Source organism: Actinoplanes philippinensis, from assembly GCF_900113015.1.
GTDB classification, from domain to species: Bacteria; Actinomycetota; Actinomycetes; order Mycobacteriales; family Micromonosporaceae; genus Actinoplanes; species Actinoplanes philippinensis.
On sequence record NZ_FONV01000023.1, the window covers coordinates 1 to 19,761 of the forward strand.

Below are 19,761 nucleotides of genomic sequence, written 5' to 3' on the forward strand. Positions count from 1 at the left end.
AGAAGGTCACCTTCAACAGCGACGACACCCCCGATCTGGGTACGCCCGACAAGCTCGCCACCACCCTGACCGCCCCGTCGGGCGACCCGGGCGGCGCGGTCACCTTCCCGGTGGGCGGCACGAGATACCGGCTGGTCAGCCAGGCCACCGGCAAGGCGCTCGACGCGAAGGACTGCGGCACGTCCGACGGCACCGCGATCCGGCAGTGGTCCTCGCTGGGCAACGCCTGCCAGCAGTGGACGTTCACCAGGACGACGAGCAACTACTACCGGATCACCAACGTCAACTCCGGGACCGTCCTCGACTCGGTCAACTGCGGCACCGGCAACGGCACGGCGGTCCACCTGTGGGCGTCGCTCGGCAACTTCTGCCAGGAGTGGAGCCTCACCCCGGTCGGTGGCGGATACCTGATCGCCAACCGGGGCAACGGCATGGTCCTCGACGTCACCGACTGCGGCGCCGCCGACGGTGTGGCGGTCCGCCAGTGGACGGCGCTGGGCAACACCTGCCAGCAGTGGAAGATCACCGCCTGACGGCTCCGGGTCACGGCCCCGGTCGCGCCGAGCGGCCGGGGTCAGCCGCCCCCGCAACCCCGCGGCCCACCCCCGCAACCCCGCGACCCACCCCCGCAACCCCGCGACCCGCACTCGCGAACGCCGCAGTCAGCCGCCGCTAACCCGCGACCCGCCGCCGCAAACCCGCGACCCGCCCTCGCGAACGCCGCAGTCAGCCGCCGCAAACCCGCGACCCGCCGCCGCAACCCTGCGGCCCGCCCTCGCGAACGCCGCGGTCAGCCGCCGGAATCGTCGGTCTCGGCACCCTCCGGCACCGTCTCGTCGTCGCGGCTGTCCAGCCAGCCGTGCGGCAGCGACACCTTGCCGGGGGCGTTGACCCGGCCGCGGGGCTGACCCAGCGCCTCCACCGGGAACGGCACCGCCGGGTCGAGCTTGGCCAGCAGATCGTCCAGCTCGGCCAGCGAGGAGATCATCGCCAAGCTGCGGCGCAGCTCGCCCCCGACCGGGAAGCCCTTCAGATACCACGCCACGTGCTTGCGGAAGTCGGCGCAGCCGTGCCGCTCGTCCTCCAGCGCCTCGACCAGCAGCTGCGCGTGCCGGGCGATGATCTTGGAGACCTCGCCGAGGGTCGGCAGCACCGGCCGATAGTCCGCGCCCTGCGTGAACGCCGCCTCCAGATCGGCGAAGAGCCACGGACGGCCCAGGCAGCCACGGCCCACCACGACACCGTCACAGCCGGTGTGCTCGACCATGCGCAGAGCGTCCGACCCCTCCCAGATGTCGCCGTTGCCGAGCACCGGCACGTCCAGCGCCTGCTTCAGGGTGGCGATCGCATCCCAGTCAGCCTGGCCGGAGTAGCGCTGCTCGGCGGTCCGGGCGTGCAGGGCCACCGCGGTGACTCCGGCCTCCTGGGCGGCGAGGCCGGCCTCCACGTACGTCAGATGGTCGTCGTCGATGCCCTTACGCATCTTGATCGTCAGCGGAATCCCGAAGGGCTTCGCCGCCGCCACCGCCTGACTCACGATCCGCCCGAACAGGCGACGCCGCCACGGCAGGGCCGAACCACCGCCCCGACGGGTCACCTTGGGGACCGGGCACCCGAAGTTGAGGTCGATGTGATCGGCCAGATTGTCCTCGCCGACCATCCGCACCGCGGCCGCTGTCACGTCCGGATCCACGCCGTAGAGCTGCAGGCTGCGGAAACCCTCGTCCTCAGCGAACGCGATCATCTTCAGCGTCTTCGGGATCCGCTCCACCAGCGCCCGCGTCGTGATCATCTCGCAGACGTAGACGCCACCACCCTGCTCCCGACAAAGCCGCCGAAACGCCACATTGGTGATGCCGGCCATCGGCGCGAGCACGACGGGCGGATTAACGGCATGGTCGCCGAACATGAGCGGTGCAGTCACGCGCTCTAGCGTGACACGCCAGGCCCGGCGACCCCGAATCGCCCGCTCCCTACTGCTCGCCGCCCCGCGCGATCAACGTGTCCAGCATCCCGACGATCTGCTCCATGCTGTTCTTCAGACCGAAGATGTCGAGGGTGAGCTTCGCGAGACCTCCCGCGGTCTCCTTGTGCATCGCCGTGTGCCTGTCGAGGATCGCGGTGTGCCGGTCGAGCGTCGCGGTGTGCCGGTCGAGGATCGCGGTGTGCCGGTCGAGGATCGCGGTGTGCCGGTCGAGGATCGCGGTGTGCCGGTCGAGCGTCGCGGTGTGCTGGTCGAGCGTCGCGGTGTGTTTCGCGAGCGTCGCGGTGTGTTCGGCCTGCGTCTGAGCGATGGCTTGAATAGAACCGGTCTGGGCCCGAAGTTTCTCGCCGAAGTCGGCCAAGTCTCGGTCCAGCATGGCACGGAGTCTCGCTTCGTCATCCACGCGTTGCTCCAGTCGGGTGACACGTTCTTCGAGGGTTGGCAACGGTGCCTCCAGGGGTGAAGGGTAGCCGGTCAGAAGCGCCGGCGCAGGGCTTTGCTCTTGCCCTGTAACTATAGTCCTTGACCTAGTAGATGTGCGACACCCGATCGAGTGCCCGGCGAGGGATTTTCTGACAGTGTCGGCGGGGTGAGTGATGAGCAGAGCCCACGGCGTCTGATCGCCGTCTTCGAGTCGCCGGTGTCGGAGATGCTGTTCCGGTTCGGGGTGGAACTCGGTTTCCGCACCGTGCTCGTCGAGCCCGACCCGGGCCGCCTGGCCGGAGCGCCCCGGCCGCACGGCGACACCTTCGTCGGCGACCTGGCCGCGGCCGCGCCCGACGAGCACACCGACATCCTGCTGACCGACCATCACCGGCCGGAGATCGGCGCCCTGCTCGAGGAGGCGCTGACCGGGCGGTCCCGCTGGATCGGCATCCTCGGCAACCCGCGCGCCGAGGGGCCGCACGTGGCGGCGTTGCGGGAGCGGGGCGTGGGCGAGAACGAGATCGGCCGCGTGCGTCGTCCGGTCGGGTTGAACATCGGTAGCCGTACGCCCGCCGAGATCGCCGTGGCGGTGCTGGCCGGACTGATCGCCGACCGCAACGACCGCCCCGGCGGTTTCGTCTTCTGACCGCCGTCAGGCGTCAGAGAAGGTGGGCGCGACCGCCGCGAGCCGCAGGCAAGGCCCGCGCAACCGCCTCAAGCGTCAGGCAAGGCCCACGCAACCGCCTCAAGCGTCAGGCAAGGCCCGCGCAACCGCCGCCAGCCGCCAGGCAACGCCCGCGCAACCGCCGCCAGCCGTCAGGGAAGGCGGGTGACGACGGCCTGGAGCAGTCTGGCGTGGACGGTGCCGTGCCAGATCTTCCCGTTGGAGACGCCCTTCTTGCGGCCCTCGAAGTTGAAGCCGTCCCGCAGGACCGGCGCCCGGCCGCGCAGTTCGCCCGCGACGCCGTTCTTCAGGAACGTCCACGCGTTGCCGTCGTCGGTGCAGGCGTCCATCCCGGACGCGGTGACGAGCTCGGGCGGGCAGGTCGTCCGCTTGTCGCCGGCGGTCACCGCGATGTTCTCGTCGTAGGTCTTCCGGGCCAGCTCCGGCGTGCCGACCATCCAGAGTGTGAGCTGGATCCGGACCGGCACCTTGCCCGAGGCGGCGGGTTTCGCGTCGGCGAGGTCGACGCCGATCTGGCACTCCGCGTCACCAGGGAGGACCAGCTCCTTCTCGGCGAAATCGCCGGTCGGCGCGAGCCGGTTGATCACGATCGTGGTGGCGGCCGGCAGCACCTCCCGGACCGTCGGCTCGGGAAGCAGGTCGCAGGCGGCCGGCCATGCGGTGAACGGCACCATCCCGGACCGGTCCGGCGCCGCCAGGGTGACCGGTGTCAGGGGCCTGGCCTCGCCCACCGGGATCCGTGGTTTGTCCTCTGTGGCGCAACCACCGGTGAGGGCGGCCACGCTCACCATCGTCAGTGCGATAGCTCCCCGTCGTGCCATGATCGGCGAGCATAGGCCCTCGTGTAAACCGCCGGGCGCCCGAGCGGGCGACCCGGCGGTTCGTGTCACGGGGGCTCAGCAGCCGGGCAGCCGCTTGATCAGGTAGTCCTCGATCTGGTCGAGGGAGACCCGCTCCTGTTTCATGGTGTCGCGGTCGCGGACGGTCACCGCATTGTCGGTGAGGGTGTCGAAGTCCACAGTGACGCAGAACGGCGTGCCGATCTCGTCCTGGCGGCGGTAGCGGCGGCCGATCGCCTGCGAGTCGTCGAACTCGACGATCCAGCGCTTGCGCAGGGTCGCGGAGAGCTCGCGCGCCTTGGGCGACAGCTCCGGGTTACGCGACAGCGGCAGGACGGCGACCTTGACCGGCGCGAGCCGGGGGTCGAACCGCATGACGGTGCGCTTGTCGACGCCGCCCTTGGTGTTCGGCGCCTCGTCCTCGTCGTAGGCCTCGAGCAGGAAGGCCAGCACCGCGCGGGTGAGGCCGGCGGCCGGCTCGATGACGTAGGGCACCCAGCGCTCGCCCTTCTCCTGGTCGAAGAAGGACAGGTCCACACCGGAGTGCTTCGAGTGCGTGGTCAGGTCGAAGTCGGTGCGGTTGGCGACACCCTCGAGCTCGGCGAACTCGGTGCCGCCGAACTGGAAGCGATACTCGATGTCGACGGTCCGCTTCGAGTAGTGCGAGAGCTTCTCCTGGGGGTGCTCGTAGAACCGCAGGTTGCTCTCCGACAGGCCCAGGTCGCGGTACCAGTTCCAGCGCTCCTGCAGCCAGTACTCGTGCCACTCCTCGTCGGCGCCCGGCGGGACGAAGAACTCCATCTCCATCTGCTCGAACTCACGCGTACGGAAGATGAAGTTGCCCGGGGTGATCTCGTTGCGGAAGCTCTTGCCGACCTGCGCGATGCCGAACGGCGGCTTCTTGCGGGCCGCCGTGGCCACGTTGTTGTAGTTGACGAAGATGCCCTGGGCGGTCTCCGGGCGCAGGTAGTGCAGGCCGTCGGCGCTCTCGGTCGGGCCGAGGTAGGTCTTCATCAGGCCGTTGAACATCTTCGGCTCGGTGAAGGTGCCCTTGTTGCCGCAGTTCGGGCAGTTCAACTCCTGCAGCGACTCCGGGAGCTTGCCGTGCTTGGCCTCGAACGCCTCCTCCAGGTGGTCGGCCCGGAAGCGCTTGTGGCAGGACTGGCACTCGGTCAGCGGGTCGACGAACGCGTCGAGGTGACCGGAGGCGGCCCACACGTCACGCGACAGGATGACCGCCGAGTCCAGGCCGACGATGTCGTCGCGCTGCTGGACCATGGTCCTCCACCACTGCCGGCGGACGTTCTCCTTGAGCTCCACGCCGAGCGGACCGTAGTCCCAGGCCGAACGGGTCCCTCCGTAGATCTCGCTGGAAGGGAAGACGAAGCCCCGGCGCTTGGCCAGGCTGACGACGCTGTCGATACGGTCGGCAGGCATGTGCGGTTTTCCTCCTACGCCGGCTGGGTGTCGGCGGGGAAATCAGAGAGTTACAGGACGAAAAGCGAGATTACTCCCCGAGGTCACAGACCTCGAACTTGCCCGTCGACCTGTTCTGCACGAGGTCGGCCCGCAGCCGCGTCGAGTCGCCGTCGGGATAGACGATCACCACCGGGACCGTCAACCGCACCCCCATGGACAGATCACCCACACGGTACGACTCGAAGGGCTCGGTGTCGGCCATCCGGGCGGTGAAGTCGGCGAGTGACTCGGTGTCCTGCGCGTCCTGGCAGAGCAACCCGTACGCCCCGTCGAAGTCTCGCTCGCGCAGCTCGTCGAGGTAGCGGCTGACCACCACGTCGGCCTGCTCGTCGAGCGCGCTGCCGACCGAGGTCGCGAACCCGATGCCGGCGACCGCGCCGACGCCGCAGACCAGCGCGACGATGCCGGCGGCGATGCCCACGCTCGTCCCGATCCGCTTGCCGCGCCCCTCGAACGGGGGAGCCGGGAACGGCGGGTGCACACCCGGGCCCGGTGGCGGCGGGGGCGGAGGAAGACTCATGATTTCAGCCTAGTGCTCAGCGCCAGGGTTCGGCCGCCCGGTCGCTCGCGGTCACCACGACATCGGCGCCCGGCTCGGCGGAGGCGAGCGTCTCGAAGGCCGACGGCTCGTCGAGGGAGAGCGCGAGCAGCGGCGTGGCGTGCACCTTGACGTCGAAGGCGCCGAGCGCGCGCCGGTAGGCTCCCACCGACTCCCACTCGGTCACCAGGATCCAGCCGGCCGGGTCCTCGATGGCCCGGGTGAGGCGGCCGGAGCGGTATCCGGGGGTGCGCGCCAGGGCGGCGAGCGCGGCGTGCGCCTGATCCCGGAATCCGTCCTGTGTTTCGGTGGGCACCGTGAAGCGGTTGAGCACGAGCATGTGACGAGGGTACGCACACGCGACAGGAGCGACAGGTGACGCGCACATTCCTGCACCGGCTGGCCCGGGTGAATCCGACCGCGGCGTTCGCCGGGACGCTCGCCGTGCTGCTGGCGGGCCTGTTCCTGCCGGGCATCGTGGGCGCGCTGCTGCTCGGTCTGCTGGCGGCCGGCCTGGCCGGTCTGACCGCGACGACCTGGCCGGTGCAGGCGCCGGTGACCCGGGTGGTGCGGGTGGTGCTGCTCACTCTGCTCGTGGTGGCCGCGGTGTCGAAGACCCTGTGAACCCATGCGGCTTTGACAATCATTGTCATTATCGACCAGAGTTGCTGTCATGATGCGCCGCCTGCTCCCCGCCCTGCTCCTGCTGCCCGCCCTGACCGGCTGCGGAGGAGACTCCGCCGGCGCCGACGGGAAGCTCTCCGTCGTCACCGCCTTCTACCCGCTGCAGTTCGTCAGCGAGCGGGTCGGCGGCGACGCGGTCAGCGTCTCCACCCTGACCAAGCCGGGCGCCGAGCCGCACGACGTCGAGCTGACCGCCCGCCAGGTCGGTGAGGTCTCCGGCGCCGGCGTGATCGTCTACCTGGGTGGCTTCCAGCCGGCCGTGGACGACGCCGTGAAGCAGAACGGCGGGGACCGGGCCCTCGACGCCACCACCGCGGTCGAGACGCTCAGCGCGCAGGAGGCCGACGACCACGCCGGGGAGGGCGACGCGCACGCCGAGGAGGAGCACGGCGGCACCGACCCGCACGTCTGGCTCGACCCGGTCCGTCTCGCGGCCATCGCCGACAAGGTGGCCGAGCGCCTCGGCAAGGCCGACCCGGCCCACGCCGCCGACTTCACCGCGCGCGCGGCCACGTTGCGTGCCGAGCTGACCGCTCTGGACGGCGAGTACCGGGCGGGCCTGGCCAACTGCGCCCGCCGCGAGCTGGTGACCAGCCACACCGCGTTCGGCTACCTGGCGAACCGCTACGACCTGGCCCAGATCGGCATCACCGGCATCGACCCGGAGACCGAGCCGTCGCCGCAGCGCCTCGCCGCCGTGGCCGCCGAGGCCAAGGAGCACGGCACCACCACGATCTTCTTCGAGACGCTGGTCAGCCCCAAGGTGGCCGAGACGATCGCCAAGGAGGTCGGCGCCAAGACCGCGGTGCTGGACCCGATCGAGGGCCTCACCGACGACTCGGCAGACTACTTCTCGGTGATGCGCGCCAACCTGACCGCATTGAAACTGGGCCTGGAGTGTTCATGAGCGTTGTGGAGGTCAGTCACCTCGCGACCGGGTATGACGGGCGGGAGGTCCTGCGGGACGTCTCGCTGAGCGTGGCGGCCGGTGACGTCGTCGCGATCCTCGGCGCCAACGGGTCCGGCAAGTCGACGCTGATCCGGACGATCCTCGGCCTGGTGCCGGCCCGGCGGGGCGAGATCCGGCTGTTCGGGACGCCGCAGCAGCGGTTCCGGCACTGGGACCGGATCGGGTATGTGCCGCAGCGGCTGGGCGCCGGCAGCGGCGTGCCGGCCACGGTCGGCGAGGTCGTCGCGTCCGGGTTGCTGGCCCGGCGCGGCGTTCTCCGTTTCCCCGGGCGGAGCGACAAGGCGGCGGTACGGGACGCGCTGACCGCTGTCGGCCTGCTGGACCGGATCGGCGACCCGGTGTCGACGCTCTCCGGCGGTCAGCAGCAGCGCACCCTGATCGCCCGTGCGCTGGCCGGCAAACCGGGCCTGCTGGTGCTGGACGAGCCGAACGCCGGGGTGGACGCGACGAGCCAGGAGGCGTTCGCCGCGGCGCTGACCCGGTTCGCCGGTGACGGCGGGACGATCCTGCTGGTCCTGCACGAGCTGGGCCCGCTGCGGCCGCTGATCGGGCGGGCCGTGGTGGTGCACGACGGGCGGATCGCGTATGAGGGGACGCCTCCCGAGCCGGCCGGGCACCACGCCGAGCCGGACCACGAGCATCTGCACCCGCACGCCGACGAGGTCAAGGCCGGCATCTGCGAGTGGGCGCCGACCGACGGGACGAAGGCGTACTGATGGAACTGCTCACCCAGCCGTTCATGCAGCGGGCCCTGATCGCCGCGATGATCATCGGGCTGGCCGCCCCGTCGCTCGGCATCTACCTGGTGCAGCGCCGCCTGTCGCTGATCGGCGACGGGATCGGGCACGTGGCGCTCACCGGCGTCGGCCTGGGCCTGCTCACCGGCAACGACCCGGTCTACACGGCGGTCATCGTGTCGGCGCTCGGCGCGGTCGGTGTCGAGCTGATCCGTGAGCGTGGCCGTACCTCCGGGGATCTGGCCCTGGCCATGCTCTTCTACGGCGGGATCGCCGGTGGTGTGCTGCTGGTCGGGCTCTCCGACGGCAGCGGCAACAGCAGCCTCATGAAGTACCTGTTCGGCTCGCCGCTGACCACCTCGCCGGAGGACCTGGCAGTGATCGGCGGGCTGGGCGCGGCAGTGCTGGCCGTGATGTTCTTCTTCCGCCCGGCCCTGTTCGCGCTCTGCAACGACGAGGAGTATGCGCGGGTCAGCGGCCTGCCGGTGCGGACCCTCAACATCCTGCTGGCGGTGACGACAGCGGTGACCGTGACGATCGCCATGCGTACCGTCGGCCTGCTGCTGGTGTCCGCGATGATGGTCGTCCCGGTCGCCGCCGCGCAGCAGGTGACCCGCGGTTTCGTCACCACGATGACGCTGGCCGTGGTGATCGGCGTGAGCGCGGCCGGCGGGGGCATCCTCGTCTCGGCCGAGGCGAACACCGCTCCCGGCGCGACCACGGTGCTGCTGGCGCTGGCGGTCTTCGTGGCCACCGCGGTGTTCGCTGCGGCTCGTCATCGGCTGCGCCGGGCCGCGCCGCAGCCGGTGGCGTCGGAACCCCCGGATGTCGTGTTGCATGGCTGACCCCGGCCTGCCTGTACCGTTGTCGCAACGATGACGACGACCACCGGTTACGAAGCGTACGAATCGGCGGGGGCGCTGCTGCGTGCCCTCTCCGCGCCGATCCGTGTCGCCATCGTGGTCGAGCTGGGCGTGGGCGAGCGCTGTGTGCACGATCTCGTGGAGAAGCTCGGCGCCCCGCAGCCACTGGTGTCGCAGCACCTGCGCGTGCTGCGCGGCGCCGGCGTGGTGCGCGGGGTGCGCCGGGGCCGGGAGATCGCATACTCCCTGGTGGACGAACACGTCGCCCACATCGTCGCCGACGCCGTGAGCCACGCCAGGGAGAGCCGACAGTGAACCCCGAGAGCCAGATCCGCAACACCAAGCAGCGCAGCGCGGTCAGCGCCGTCCTCGCCCAGACCGAGGGTTTCCACAGCGCCCAGGACCTGCATGCGATGCTGCGTGACCGCGGCGAGCGGGTGGGCCTGACCACGGTGTACCGGACGTTGCAGGGGCTCGCCGACGCCGGCGAGATCGATGTCATGCGGCCGCCGGGCGGGGAGCACCTCTACCGCCGGTGCAGCCAGGGCCACCACCACCATCTGGTGTGCCGGTCGTGCGGGCGGACCGTCGAGGTGCTGGGCCCGGCCGTCGAGTCGTGGGCCGACCGGGTGGCCGGGGAGCACGGCTTCGTCGACGTCGCGCACACCCTGGAGATCTTCGGGACATGCCCGGAGTGCGCCGCGAAGGGCTGAGTGCGACCCTTCGGGGTGTGAAGCTCTATGCGGACCGTGTCCCCGTCGCCCTTCGCCAACTCGTCACCGACATCCTCGTCGTCATCTGGGTCTACCTGTGGATCAAGGTGGCCCTGTGGATCCACGACGTGGTGGAGAAACTCGCCGTCCCCGGGCAGAAACTGGAGAGCGCCGGCAGCGGCATCGCCGACAATCTGGCCGACGCGGGCGGCAAGGTGGGCCGGGTCCCGCTCGTCGGCGACGAGCTGACGCAGCCGTTCAACGGCGCCGCCGACGCCGCCCGGTCGATCGCCGACGCCGGCCACCAGCAGCAGGAGTTCGTGGCGCAGCTGGCGCTGATCCTGCCCGCGCTGGCTCTGTCGGTGCCGCTGGCCCTGGTGCTCTTCCTCTGGCTGCCGCTGCGGCTGCGCTGGGTGCGCCGGGCCGGGGTCGCCGCGGCGGTCCGTGCCGACCCGGCCGGTCAGGATCTGCTGGCGCTGCGGGCGCTGGCCTCCCAACCGCTGACCGAGCTGGCGAAGCTGGGCCCGGACATCGCGCAGAGCTGGCGGGCCGGCGACCCGGACGCGGTCGCCGCCCTGGCCGGCCTGGAGCTGCGCCGGCTGGGCCTGAGACGGCGTTAGGCCCAGCCGGACCGGGTGACCACCCGGAGAGGCGGCGGCGCTGTCAGTCGGTGGCGGACGCCGAGTCCTCGTCGTCCTCGCCCCACTCCCGGTGGGCGAACGGCAGGATCGCCCAGTAGGTGAGGAACCAGCCGCCGGTGACGACGGTCAGCGGGATCGCCCACTTCCAGTCCAGCAGGTAGTCGGTGATCAGCAGGACGCTGGCCGTCATCGCGATCAGCATGAACACCAGGCCGCCGGTGGCCATCTTGTGGGCGTACCGGACCAGCTCGGGTTTGCGGCCCTGCCGGAACAGCGCACGGTGGAAAGCGACCGGCGAGATGATCATCGCGGTGGCGAAGGCCGCACTGATCAGCGCGACCACATAGGTGTCCTTCTGGAAGTCGCTGGTGTTCGGGAAGCCGCTGCTGAACGGCAGGGTCAGCAGGAACGCGAAGAGGATCTGCACGCCGGTCTGCGCGACCCGCAGCTCCTGGAGCAGGTCCGCGAAGTTGCGGTCCCAGCGCTGCTTCTCGGTTTCTCGGGGAGTGTGTGTATCGACCGCCATGCCGCGCCGATTTCCCCGTCGGGACCCTTGATCAAACGCCGATACGTGCCAGGACCGCGTCGGCCAGCTCGCGGGGCGCCTGTTCGGGCACCCAGTGGCTGACTCCGCGCATCGCCACCAGCTGGTAGTCGGCCCGCACCCAGTCCCGGGTACGCAGTGCCGCGGTCAGCCCGACCACCCCGTCCTTGTCGCTCCACACGTAGGTGGTCGGCACCGTGACCACACCCAGGCTCGCGACCTGCGAGCTGTCGTAGGCGCGGTACCAGTTGAGGCCCCCGGTGAGCCGGCCCGGCTCGCGCATCGCCGCCACGTACTGCTCGGCGCGCATGCCGATCGGCCGCAGCATCAGCCGCAGCGCGAGGGCGTGCTGGGCGAGCAGCATCCGCTCGGCGAACGGGCGGCGGAACACCTCGAAGTAGGCGAGCCGGGCCTTCTGGCTGGGCCGGACCCGGAGGGCGAGCATCAGGGCCCGCGGGTGCGGCACGGAGATCGCGGTGAGGGTGCGGACCCGGTCCGGGTGGCGGGCGGCCAGCTGCCAGCCGACCTGCGCGCCCCAGTCGTGGCCGACGAGGTGGGCGCTGTCGACGCCGAGCGCGTCGAGGACGGCGATCGCGTCGGCGGCCACCGCGGTCAGGGTGTAGGCGGAGACGTCGGCCGGCCGGGCGCCGGGGGAACATCCGCGCTGGTCCATTGCGTACGTCCGGAGCCCGGCCTCGTGCAGCCGGGGCAGGATCAGGTCGAACTCCCGGGAGTCCTGGGGGAATCCGTGCAGCAGCAGGACCGGCTCACCGTCCTCCGGGCCTCCTTCGTGCACGTCGAACGTCAGTCCCCGAGCTTTGACCTCGATCACGTGTTCCCCTCCCTGTGCTGCCCCGCTACCAGGTGTTACGGTCATCGAAGCACATCCAATCCGACAGGGGAGCGCACAGCGCTGAGAGTGCGGGATTTCCGCAGACCCTAGTACCTGATCTGGGTAATGCCAGCGCAGGAAGCTCGGTCTCTCCAGCCGCGTCGTGCCCTGGGCACCGTCGCCCGGGGATGCACGGCGTGCGTCTCCTCCCGGTGCCCACTGGGAGGCAGTTCATGACATCCACCACCCACCGCTGGCGGACGATAGACATCGTCATCGCCTCCGTCATCGCCGTCGCGTTCGGCGTGATCTTCTGGGCCTGGAACACGGTCTGGGCGACCACCGAGGCTGCCTTCGCCTTCTTCCCCCCGGCACAGACCGTGATCTACGGCGTCTGGCTGATCCCGGCCGTCCTCGGTGGCCTGATCATCCGTAAGCCGGGCGCCGCGCTCTACACCGAGACGGTCGCCGCCGTCGTGTCCGCGCTGCTCGGCAGCCAGTGGGGCGCCCCGGTCATCCTGCAGGGCCTGATCCAGGGGCTCGGCGCGGAGCTGGTGTTCGCGGCGCTGTTCTACCGCAACTTCAAGCTCCCGGTCGCGATCCTGGCCGGCGCCCTGACCGGCGTCGGCGCGGCGATCTACGACTTCGTCCGGTACACCGCCGGGACCGACCTGTGGTCGTACCGCATCCCGTACGCGCTGATCACCGTGATCAGTGGCGCGGTGCTGGCCGGGATCGGCTCGTGGGCGCTGGTCCGGGCGCTCGCTCCGACCGGCGTGCTGGACCGGTTCGAAGCGGGCCGGGAACGGGCATCCGTCTGACGACATGAGTGACGTTCAGCTCCGCGGGTTCGGGTGGCGGCACGCCGGTCGGCGCGCCTGGGCGGTCCGCGGGCTGGACCTGGAGGTCCGGCACGGCGAGCGGGTGCTCCTGCTGGGTCCCTCGGGGGCCGGCAAGAGCACCCTGCTGGCGGCGCTCGCCGGGCTGCTGCCCGAGGACTCCGGCGAGTCCGAGGGCACGATCCGCATCGACGGGCTCGAGCCGCGCAAGGCCCGCGAGCGCGTCGGCATCCTCTTCCAGGACCCGCAGACCCAGATCGTGATGGCCCGCAGCGGCGACGACGTGGCGTTCGGCCCGGAGAACCGGGGCGTGCCGGCCGGTGAGATCTGGCCACGGGTGTCCGATGTGCTGGATCGCGTCGGTTTCCCGTACCCCATCAATCGCCCGACCTCGGCCCTCTCCGGCGGCGAGGCGCAACGCCTCGCCCTCGCCGGGGTCCTCGCGTTGCGGCCCGGTCTGCTGCTGCTCGACGAGCCGACCGCCAACCTGGACCCGCCGGGCGCCGCGCTCATCCGGGAGGCGGTGGGCCGGGCCACCGGCCCGGAGACCACGCTGATCATCGTGGAACACCGGGTCGCCGAGGCCCTTCCGCTGGTCGATCGGGTGGTGGTCCTGGAGCCGGGCGGCGGCGTCCGCGCCGACGGCGCGCCCGAGGTGATCTTCGCCGCCTACGGCGACAAACTCGCTGACGAGGGCGTCTGGGTGCCGGGTTTCCACGCCCCGCCGCTCAAAGCCGGATCAAAAGCCCGAAACGATGTGGTACGCGCTACGTGCGCCGCCGTGACCGGACGCCTGCGCCCCGTCTCGATAGCTGTCGGAGCGGGCGAGGTGCTGGCCGTGACCGGGCCGAACGGGGCCGGCAAGTCCACCCTGGCTCTGCTGCTCGGCGGGCTGCTCGCGCCCACGTCGGGCCGGGTCGAGGCGTTCGGTGACCGACGGCCGCCGCACCGGTGGCGGGCCACGACCCTGGCCGGCCGGATCGGGTCGGTCTTCCAGAACCCGGAGCACCAGTTCGTCACCTCCCGGGTCCGCGACGAGCTGGCGCTCGGCCCGCGACGCGCCCGCCGCTCCCCCGCCGAGGTCGACCGGATCGTCACCGAGCTGCTCGGGCGACTGCGGCTGGACCGTCTCGCGGACGCCAACCCGTACACCCTGTCCGGCGGGGAGGCCCGGCGGCTGAGCGTGGCCACCGCGCTGGCGACCGCGCCCCGGCTGCTCGTGCTCGACGAGCCGACCTTCGGCCAGGACCGGCGCACCTGGCGGGAACTCGTCGACCTGCTCGCCGGCCTGCGTGACGAAGGGCACGGGATCGTCGCCGTCACGCATGATGACGCGTTCGTGCGTACCCTCGCTGATCGGACCGTGCCCCTCGGCTCGCCGGAACCGGACCCGCTGCCGCGGAGGTCGCGACCGTGACCCTGTCCTTCGCGCCGGTCGCCGACCCGTCGGCGCCGCTCGCCCGCCGCAACCCGGTCGCCAAGGCCGGCGCCGCGCTGCTCTTCTCGCTGCCGCTGATCGCCACGATGGATCCGTTCACCCCGGCCGTCGCGCTGGCCGTCGAGCTGATCGTGCTGCCGTTCTTCGGGGTCCGGCTCGGGGTGCTCGCCCGGCGGGCCGCGCCGCTGCTGCTCGCCGCCGTCGGCGTGCTGATCACGATGGTGCTGTTCGCCGCCGACCGGAGCGGCGCGCTGCTGTTCTCGCTCGGGCCGGTCGACGTCACCACCGGCGTGCTGTCCACGGCGGGCGCGCTGGTCCTGCGGATCTTCGCGGTGGCGCTGCCCGGCATCGTGGTGTTCGCCACCACCGACCCGACCGACCTGGCCGACGCGCTGGTGCAAAATGCGAAGGCGCCGGCCCGGTTCGCGATCGGGGCGCTCGCCGCACTCCGTCTGGTGCCGCTGCTCGGCGACGAGTGGCGGTCGCTCAGCCTGGCCCGCCGCGCCCGCGGGATCGACGCCGGCCGCAACCCGGTCGCCAAGGTACGGCTCTTCGCGTCGACGGCGTTCGCGTTGCTGGTCGGGGCGCTGCGGCGCGGGGTGCGGCTGGCGGTCGCGATGGACGCGCGCGGCTTCGACGCGGACACCCCCCGGACGTACGCCCGGCGGCAGCATTTCACCGCCGCTGACACCGCCCTGCTCGTCCTGTCCCTGCTGGTGGCGCTGCTCATCCTCGCCGCGTCGGCCGCTCTCGGCTTCTTCCGCCCGGTCGTCTGAATACTCTTCGCTTTCAGGTAACTGTGGTGACAGCGGGTGTTGTCCTGTTCGGACGAGGGTGTCCGCCATGGGTCACGGCCACGATCATCTTCACGACCACTCGCACGCCACAGCCGCCGGGGACGACCTCCCCGAGGCTCTCGATCTCTCGATCCCCACCGCCGAACTGTCGTCGTCCGACGCGTCCCGCCGCCGCTTCCTGCTCGGCGCGGGCCTGCTCGGCGCCGGAGCGGCCGCCTCCGTGCTCGCCCAGCCGGGCGCCGCCGAGGCCGCCGGGCTCCCGCACACCCACGACCCGGTGGGCGGCGGCACCGCCAAGGGCGGCTTCCGCTGGCTCGCCGGCGACCACCACATCCACACCCAGTACAGCTCCGACGGCCAGTACCGGGTCCTCGACCAGGCGCTGAAGGGCCACGCCTACGGCCTCGACTGGCTGGTCATCACCGACCACGGCAGCGCCACCCACGCCAAGATCGGTGTGGACAAGGTCAACCCGGACATCGTCAAGACGCGCTCCGAGCTGCCCGGCCTGCTGACCTTCCAGGGTCTGGAGTGGAACATCCCGGCCGCCGAGCACGCCACCGTGTTCGTGCACCCGGGCCGCAACGAGGTCGACGTCCTCAAACGGTTCGAGAACGCGTACGACGGCTCGCTGCTGCCCGCCACCAACACCGCCGCCCAGAACGAGGCCATGGCCATCGCCGGCATCCAGTTCCTCGGCGAGCAGGTCCGCAAGCGCAAGATCGACGGCGCGCTGTTCTTCGCCAACCACCCGGCCCGGCGCGGCATCGACTCCCCGCACGAGATCCGCAACTGGCGCGACGCCGACCCCACTGTCGCCGTCGGCTTCGAGGGCGCGCCCGGCCACCAGGCCGCCGGCATCCCCGCCCCGAACGGCCGCGGCGGCGCCCGCGGCTACTACGACAACAACCCGTCGGCGGCGTCGTTCCCCGGCTACCCGCTGGAGAGCTACCGCACGTGGGGCGGCTTCGACTGGATGACCGCCACCGTCGGCGGCCTCTGGGACAGCCTTCTCGCCGAGGGCAAGGCGTGGTGGATCACCGTCAACTCGGACAGCCACGTCAACTACCTCGACCAGACCGGCCGCGGCCCGGACAGCAACTTCGACGCCAACGGCAAGTACAACGACCCGGTCTACACCGGCACCGTCAACACGTCGGCCGGCGACTTCTGGCCCGGCTACTACGGCCGGACCAACGTGGGCGCGTCGTCGTTCTCGTACAAGGCGGTCATGGACGGGCTGCGCGCCGGCCGGATCTGGGTCGACCACGGCCGCCTGATCAAGAACCTGGACGCCCGGGTACGCGTCACCGGCGACCGCCGCGACCACACCGGAACCCCGCTCGGCGGCGTCCTCCAGGTCAAACGCGGCACCTCCACCGAACTGGTCCTCGACATCGACCTGCAGGACGTGCCGAACTGGGCCGGTTTCGTGGCCGCCCTCAAGCGCGTCGACGTGATCGTCGGCACGGTCACCGGCCCGGTCGCCGACAAGGACACCTACACCACCCCGAACACCCGGGTGGTCAAGTCGTTCGAGGTGTCCCGGACCAGCGGGCGGGTGTCGTTCACCTACCAGCTCGGCCGCCTGGACAAGCCGTTCTACCTGCGGGTCCGCGGCACCGACGGGAACCGCACCCAGCCCGGCCTGCTCGGCTCCTCCGTCGACCCGTACGGCCCGCAGCTCGACGTCGTCGGCGCCGCCGACCCGTGGGGCGATCTGTGGTTCTACACCAACCCCATCTGGGTCCTGCCCCGATGACGCCACACCTGGCAACCGGAGCGCCGGCCGCTGACGCGGCCGGCGCCCCCGCCCCCTCCCACCCGGCCGCCTCTTCCGCCGGCGCCCCCGGCTCCCCCTACCCGACCTCGTCGCCCGCCGGCGCCTCCGGCTCCCCCTACTCAGCCGCTTCTTCCGACCGCGCCCCCGGCTCCTCCTACCCGGACGGCACCCGGCCGGCTTCGTCCGCCGGGGCCGCGCGGATCGTCGGCGTCAGCCGGGGGCACGCCACGCTGGCCGAGGCGGACCACTGGATCCAGGCGCTGACCCCGGCGCCGGTGCTGGCTTGCACCCACCTGATCAGCGAACCGTTCCCGCACGTCGCGATCAGCCTGCTCACCGCGCACACGTTCGAGACGGATCCGGAGCTCGCGACCGCCGTCGCCACGGCCGAAGCCGGGAAGTCCGGGCGGGCGGTCCGCTTCCCCGGCGTCGAACGTCTGACCGGCGCCCTCACCGTCAGCGAGATCCTGCAGCGCAGCTCGATAGCCCGGGTCGAAATCCTCGGCGGCGGCCAGGCCACCCCGGACACCGTCGTCGAGACCGGCGATTTCGTCCGCCCCCAGTTCCGCGACGGCGAACTGATCCTGATCACCACCCCGGCCGCCGGCGGAACCCTGGTTCCCTTCGAGACCCGCACCCCCACCCCGTGCTGCGCCGACCACTGACCCTCGCCGTAACCCCTCGCACCCGACATCCGTAGCTGCAAGCTCACAGACGCGCCAGTCCCGGCCAGACCCCAGCGCTGTGTCCGGGCCGCGGATACAGCGCCGGCCGCTGGCCGAACCCACACAGCCAGACCTCAGCGACGTCTCGCAGCCACCGATACAGGGCTGAGCGCCAGCCGGGCCCCAGCCAGAAACACAGCGCTGCTTCCCGGGCGCTCATACGACGCTGAGGGCCGGCCGGGGCTGGGGCGATGATCATCGTGGCGCTGGGGGAGGGCGACGACGCTGAGGCAGGGACAAGCACCGGGGGCGGGAGGATGCCTCTTGCGCTGGGTGGGGCCTGTCGGGCGTACCGTCGAAGCTCGCTCTTCGGGATGGGGTGTGTGCGGTGACCGGGCCGCATTGCCGGGCCATAAGGTTGTCGGATGTCTCGTCACCCCCTGCCGCAGCTTCTGGCGGAGTCGCGGAGCGGTGTGCTGGTGTTCAGCATCACGCCGCCGCGGCGCAGCGCCCCCGAGGAGCGGATCAAGGAGATCGCCGAGGTCACTTTGGACCGGCTTGCCGCGCTCGACCTTGATGGCCTGATCTTGTACGACATCGACGACGAGTCGGACCGGAATCCGGATGATCGGCCGTTCCCGTATCTGCCGACGCTCGACCCTGGTCGCTACTACGCCGAGCACCTGACCGGCTGGCGGCAGCCGGTGATCATCTACCGCTGTGTCGGCAAGTACTCCGAGGACGAGCTACGCGACTGGATGTCCGGGGCCGACTCGCGGGTTCTGACCGTTTTCGTCGGTGCGTCGTCGGGTGGCAAGGAGGTCCGCACCGGGTTGCGCCGCGCCCAGGAGTTGCGCGCCGAGGTGCGGCCGGATCTCCCGCTCGGCGCCGTCGCGATCGGTGAGCGCCCGGACGAGCACCTGCGGATGCTGGCGAAGCAGGAGCGGGGCGCGTCGTTCTTCGTGAGCCAGGTCGTCTATCACGCCAACGAGACGAAGAACCTGCTCAGCGACTATTACTACGAGTGCCTGGCCCGCGGCGCCGACCCCCGGACGGTGATCTTCACCCTGTCGTTGTGCGGTTCGCTGAAGACGCTCGAGTTCGTCCGCTGGCTGGGTGTGGACGTTCCGCGCTGGCTGGAGAACTCGATCAGGCACGCGGTCGACCCGCTCGCCGAGTCGTACCGGCAGTGTGTGGCGATCGCCCGCGACCTGATCGATTTCTGCGAGCACCTGGGCCTGCCCTACGGCTTCAACATCGAGAGCGTGTCGATCCGTAAGGCCGAGATCGAGGCCAGCATCGATCTCGCGGCCGAGGTGTCCGGGATGCTCCGCTACCGGCGCTGATCGATTGCGGCCATCTCGTCAGCGGTCAGCCGTAGCGCGCCGGCGGCGATGTTCTCCTCCAGGTGAGCGACGTCGCCGGTGCCCGGGATCGCGAGCACGTGCGCGCCCTGCTGCAAGGTCCAGGCCAGCCGCACCTGATGCCCGGTGACCCCGCGCGCGGCGGCGATTCGCCATTCCGGCCCGTTCTCGCCGTCGTATTCCGTCGGCGTTTTCGAGGAGTCCGGGCCGTCTTCGCGCGCGGTGCCGGCGATCGCGAAGAACGGCACGAAGGCGATCCCCTCCTCACCGCATTTCCGCAGTAGGTCGAAATGCCGGCGAAGGTCCGTGGCGAACGCATTCTGCACACATACGACCGGCGCGATCCGCCGCGCCGCTTCGACGTGCTCCCAGCGCACATTGGAAAGTCCGAGATGACGGATCAGCCCTTCGGCCCGCATGTCAGCGAGCGCCCCGAATCGTTCGGCGACCTCTTCCGGCCCGACCGGCCGCACGATCCGAAGATTGACCAGGTCGAGTGCCTCCACACCGAGCCGGCACAGATTGTCCTCCACCTGATGACGTAGCCGCCCCGCGGTGACCGCTTCCCCCCAGCTGCCATCCGGCAGGCGATCCGGTCCGACTTTGGTCGCGATCAAAAGCCCTTCCGGGTACGGCCGGAGCCCGTCCCGAATCAGTTCGGCCGCATACCGGGTTTCCCCTGCCTCCCCATCCAGAATCCCACCCGGCGAAAAGTAGAAGGCCGCCGTGTCGATGTGATCGACCCCCAGCTCAACGGCCCGCCGCAGAACCGCAACGGCACGTTCCCGATCGTTCCGAACGGTGAGCCGCATCGACCCGAACCCCATCCGGTTGACGACCCGATCCCCGAGCCGCCACCGCCCCGCCACTGACGCATCGATTCGCTCCACTGCCACCCGGCGAACCTACGCAGCCCTCCCGCCGGCCGCACTCCCCCGCC

24 protein-coding genes and 1 riboswitch are annotated in these 19,761 nt (G+C 71.0%); of the genes, 15 read left to right on the plus strand and 9 right to left on the minus strand.

Annotation, left to right across the window (positions count from 1 at the left end; translation table 11 throughout):
- Positions 1 to 533 (plus strand): RICIN domain-containing protein (locus tag BM290_RS41585; RefSeq protein ID WP_143134132.1); only part of this gene is annotated, 533 nt, incomplete at its 5' end.
- Between the two features lie 257 nt (positions 534 to 790).
- Here BM290_RS41585 and dusB read toward each other — a convergent pair.
- Entirely contained in the window at positions 791 to 1,909 is a 1,119-nt protein-coding gene (gene dusB / locus BM290_RS41590; RefSeq protein WP_093621496.1) for a tRNA dihydrouridine synthase DusB, read from the minus strand.
- Positions 1,910 to 1,973: 64 nt separating this feature from the next.
- Entirely contained in the window at positions 1,974 to 2,360 is a 387-nt protein-coding gene (locus BM290_RS41595; protein WP_093621497.1) for a hypothetical protein, read from the minus strand.
- A 213-nt stretch (positions 2,361 to 2,573) separates the two neighbouring features.
- Between BM290_RS41595 and BM290_RS41600 the strand changes: the two genes are divergently transcribed.
- Positions 2,574 to 3,056, plus strand: coding sequence for an XdhC family protein (locus tag BM290_RS41600; RefSeq protein ID WP_093621498.1), 483 nt, complete (start codon positions 2,574 to 2,576; stop codon positions 3,054 to 3,056).
- Between the two features lie 170 nt (positions 3,057 to 3,226).
- Here BM290_RS41600 and BM290_RS41605 read toward each other — a convergent pair whose 3' ends face one another.
- The 4 genes from BM290_RS41605 to BM290_RS41620 form a co-directional block, all read right to left on the minus strand.
- Complete coding sequence (locus BM290_RS41605; protein WP_143134133.1) at positions 3,227 to 3,916, minus strand: hypothetical protein; 690 nt, start codon at positions 3,914 to 3,916, stop codon at positions 3,227 to 3,229.
- Between the two features lie 75 nt (positions 3,917 to 3,991).
- A complete protein-coding gene (locus tag BM290_RS41610; RefSeq protein WP_093621500.1) occupies positions 3,992 to 5,371 on the minus strand; it encodes a glycine--tRNA ligase in 1,380 nt (459 codons plus the stop codon).
- Positions 5,372 to 5,441: 70 nt separating this feature from the next.
- The gene (locus BM290_RS41615) at positions 5,442 to 5,933 is read right to left on the minus strand and encodes a hypothetical protein (protein ID WP_093621501.1); all 492 of its coding nucleotides are present in this window, start codon (positions 5,931 to 5,933) and stop codon (positions 5,442 to 5,444) included.
- Positions 5,934 to 5,949: 16 nt separating this feature from the next.
- Positions 5,950 to 6,291, minus strand: a complete 342-nt coding sequence (locus BM290_RS41620; RefSeq protein ID WP_093621502.1) for an antibiotic biosynthesis monooxygenase family protein — start codon at positions 6,289 to 6,291, stop codon at positions 5,950 to 5,952.
- 35 nt (positions 6,292 to 6,326) lie between these two features.
- Between BM290_RS41620 and BM290_RS41625 the strand changes: the two genes are divergently transcribed.
- From BM290_RS41625 to BM290_RS41655, 7 genes are read left to right on the plus strand one after another with little or no spacing between them, the layout of a single operon-like run.
- Positions 6,327 to 6,575: a DUF6703 family protein gene (locus tag BM290_RS41625; protein WP_093621503.1), complete on the plus strand. Its 249-nt coding sequence runs from the start codon at positions 6,327 to 6,329 to the stop codon at positions 6,573 to 6,575.
- Positions 6,576 to 6,624: 49 nt separating this feature from the next.
- Entirely contained in the window at positions 6,625 to 7,542 is a 918-nt protein-coding gene (locus BM290_RS41630; protein WP_093621504.1) for a metal ABC transporter substrate-binding protein, read from the plus strand.
- Positions 7,539 to 8,321 carry a metal ABC transporter ATP-binding protein gene (locus tag BM290_RS41635; protein WP_177320121.1) on the plus strand — a complete coding sequence of 261 codons (783 nt, stop codon included), beginning with the start codon at positions 7,539 to 7,541 and terminating at the stop codon, positions 8,319 to 8,321. Before BM290_RS41630 ends, BM290_RS41635 begins: the two co-directional genes overlap by 4 nt.
- Complete coding sequence (locus tag BM290_RS41640) at positions 8,321 to 9,187, plus strand: metal ABC transporter permease (protein ID WP_093621574.1); 867 nt, start codon at positions 8,321 to 8,323, stop codon at positions 9,185 to 9,187. Before BM290_RS41635 ends, BM290_RS41640 begins: the two co-directional genes overlap by 1 nt.
- 30 nt (positions 9,188 to 9,217) lie before the next feature.
- A complete protein-coding gene (locus tag BM290_RS41645) occupies positions 9,218 to 9,520 on the plus strand; it encodes an ArsR/SmtB family transcription factor (RefSeq protein ID WP_093621506.1) in 303 nt (100 codons plus the stop codon).
- Positions 9,517 to 9,918 (plus strand): Fur family transcriptional regulator, encoded by a 402-nt coding sequence (locus BM290_RS41650; protein ID WP_093621507.1) that lies wholly within the window; start codon positions 9,517 to 9,519, stop codon positions 9,916 to 9,918. Before BM290_RS41645 ends, BM290_RS41650 begins: the two co-directional genes overlap by 4 nt.
- A gap of 17 nt (positions 9,919 to 9,935) precedes the next feature.
- Positions 9,936 to 10,538: a hypothetical protein gene (locus tag BM290_RS41655; protein WP_093621508.1), complete on the plus strand. Its 603-nt coding sequence runs from the start codon at positions 9,936 to 9,938 to the stop codon at positions 10,536 to 10,538.
- Between the two features lie 43 nt (positions 10,539 to 10,581).
- On the opposite strand, the gene BM290_RS41660 is transcribed toward BM290_RS41655, so the two are convergent.
- Together BM290_RS41660 and BM290_RS41665 are read right to left on the minus strand one after the other, a co-directional pair.
- Entirely contained in the window at positions 10,582 to 11,085 is a 504-nt protein-coding gene (locus BM290_RS41660; RefSeq protein ID WP_093621509.1) for a DUF6328 family protein, read from the minus strand.
- A gap of 31 nt (positions 11,086 to 11,116) precedes the next feature.
- The gene (locus tag BM290_RS41665) at positions 11,117 to 11,932 is read right to left on the minus strand and encodes an alpha/beta fold hydrolase (RefSeq protein WP_177320123.1); all 816 of its coding nucleotides are present in this window, start codon (positions 11,930 to 11,932) and stop codon (positions 11,117 to 11,119) included.
- A gap of 58 nt (positions 11,933 to 11,990) precedes the next feature.
- Positions 11,991 to 12,094: riboswitch (TPP riboswitch) on the plus strand.
- A 74-nt stretch (positions 12,095 to 12,168) separates the two neighbouring features.
- Between BM290_RS41665 and BM290_RS41670 the strand changes: the two genes are divergently transcribed.
- The 6 genes from BM290_RS41670 (at position 12,169) to BM290_RS41695 (ending at position 18,803) form a co-directional block, all read left to right on the plus strand.
- Positions 12,169 to 12,756 (plus strand): ECF transporter S component, encoded by a 588-nt coding sequence (locus BM290_RS41670; protein ID WP_093621511.1) that lies wholly within the window; start codon positions 12,169 to 12,171, stop codon positions 12,754 to 12,756.
- Between the two features lie 4 nt (positions 12,757 to 12,760).
- Positions 12,761 to 14,191 (plus strand): ABC transporter ATP-binding protein, encoded by a 1,431-nt coding sequence (locus BM290_RS41675; protein WP_093621512.1) that lies wholly within the window; start codon positions 12,761 to 12,763, stop codon positions 14,189 to 14,191.
- Positions 14,192 to 14,193: 2 nt separating this feature from the next.
- Positions 14,194 to 14,988, plus strand: coding sequence for an energy-coupling factor transporter transmembrane component T family protein (locus BM290_RS41680; RefSeq protein WP_093621575.1), 795 nt, complete (start codon positions 14,194 to 14,196; stop codon positions 14,986 to 14,988).
- A 67-nt stretch (positions 14,989 to 15,055) separates the two neighbouring features.
- A complete protein-coding gene (locus tag BM290_RS41685; RefSeq protein ID WP_093621513.1) occupies positions 15,056 to 16,771 on the plus strand; it encodes a CehA/McbA family metallohydrolase domain-containing protein in 1,716 nt (571 codons plus the stop codon).
- Positions 16,768 to 17,457: a hypothetical protein gene (locus BM290_RS41690; RefSeq protein WP_239144070.1), complete on the plus strand. Its 690-nt coding sequence runs from the start codon at positions 16,768 to 16,770 to the stop codon at positions 17,455 to 17,457. Before BM290_RS41685 ends, BM290_RS41690 begins: the two co-directional genes overlap by 4 nt.
- 425 nt (positions 17,458 to 17,882) lie before the next feature.
- Positions 17,883 to 18,803, plus strand: coding sequence for a methylenetetrahydrofolate reductase (locus tag BM290_RS41695; protein ID WP_093621514.1), 921 nt, complete (start codon positions 17,883 to 17,885; stop codon positions 18,801 to 18,803).
- On the opposite strand, the gene BM290_RS41700 is transcribed toward BM290_RS41695, so the two are convergent.
- Positions 18,791 to 19,717 (minus strand): aldo/keto reductase, encoded by a 927-nt coding sequence (locus BM290_RS41700; RefSeq protein ID WP_239144069.1) that lies wholly within the window; start codon positions 19,715 to 19,717, stop codon positions 18,791 to 18,793. The genes BM290_RS41695 and BM290_RS41700 overlap by 13 nt on opposite strands.
- Between the last annotated feature and the right edge of the window lie 44 nt (positions 19,718 to 19,761).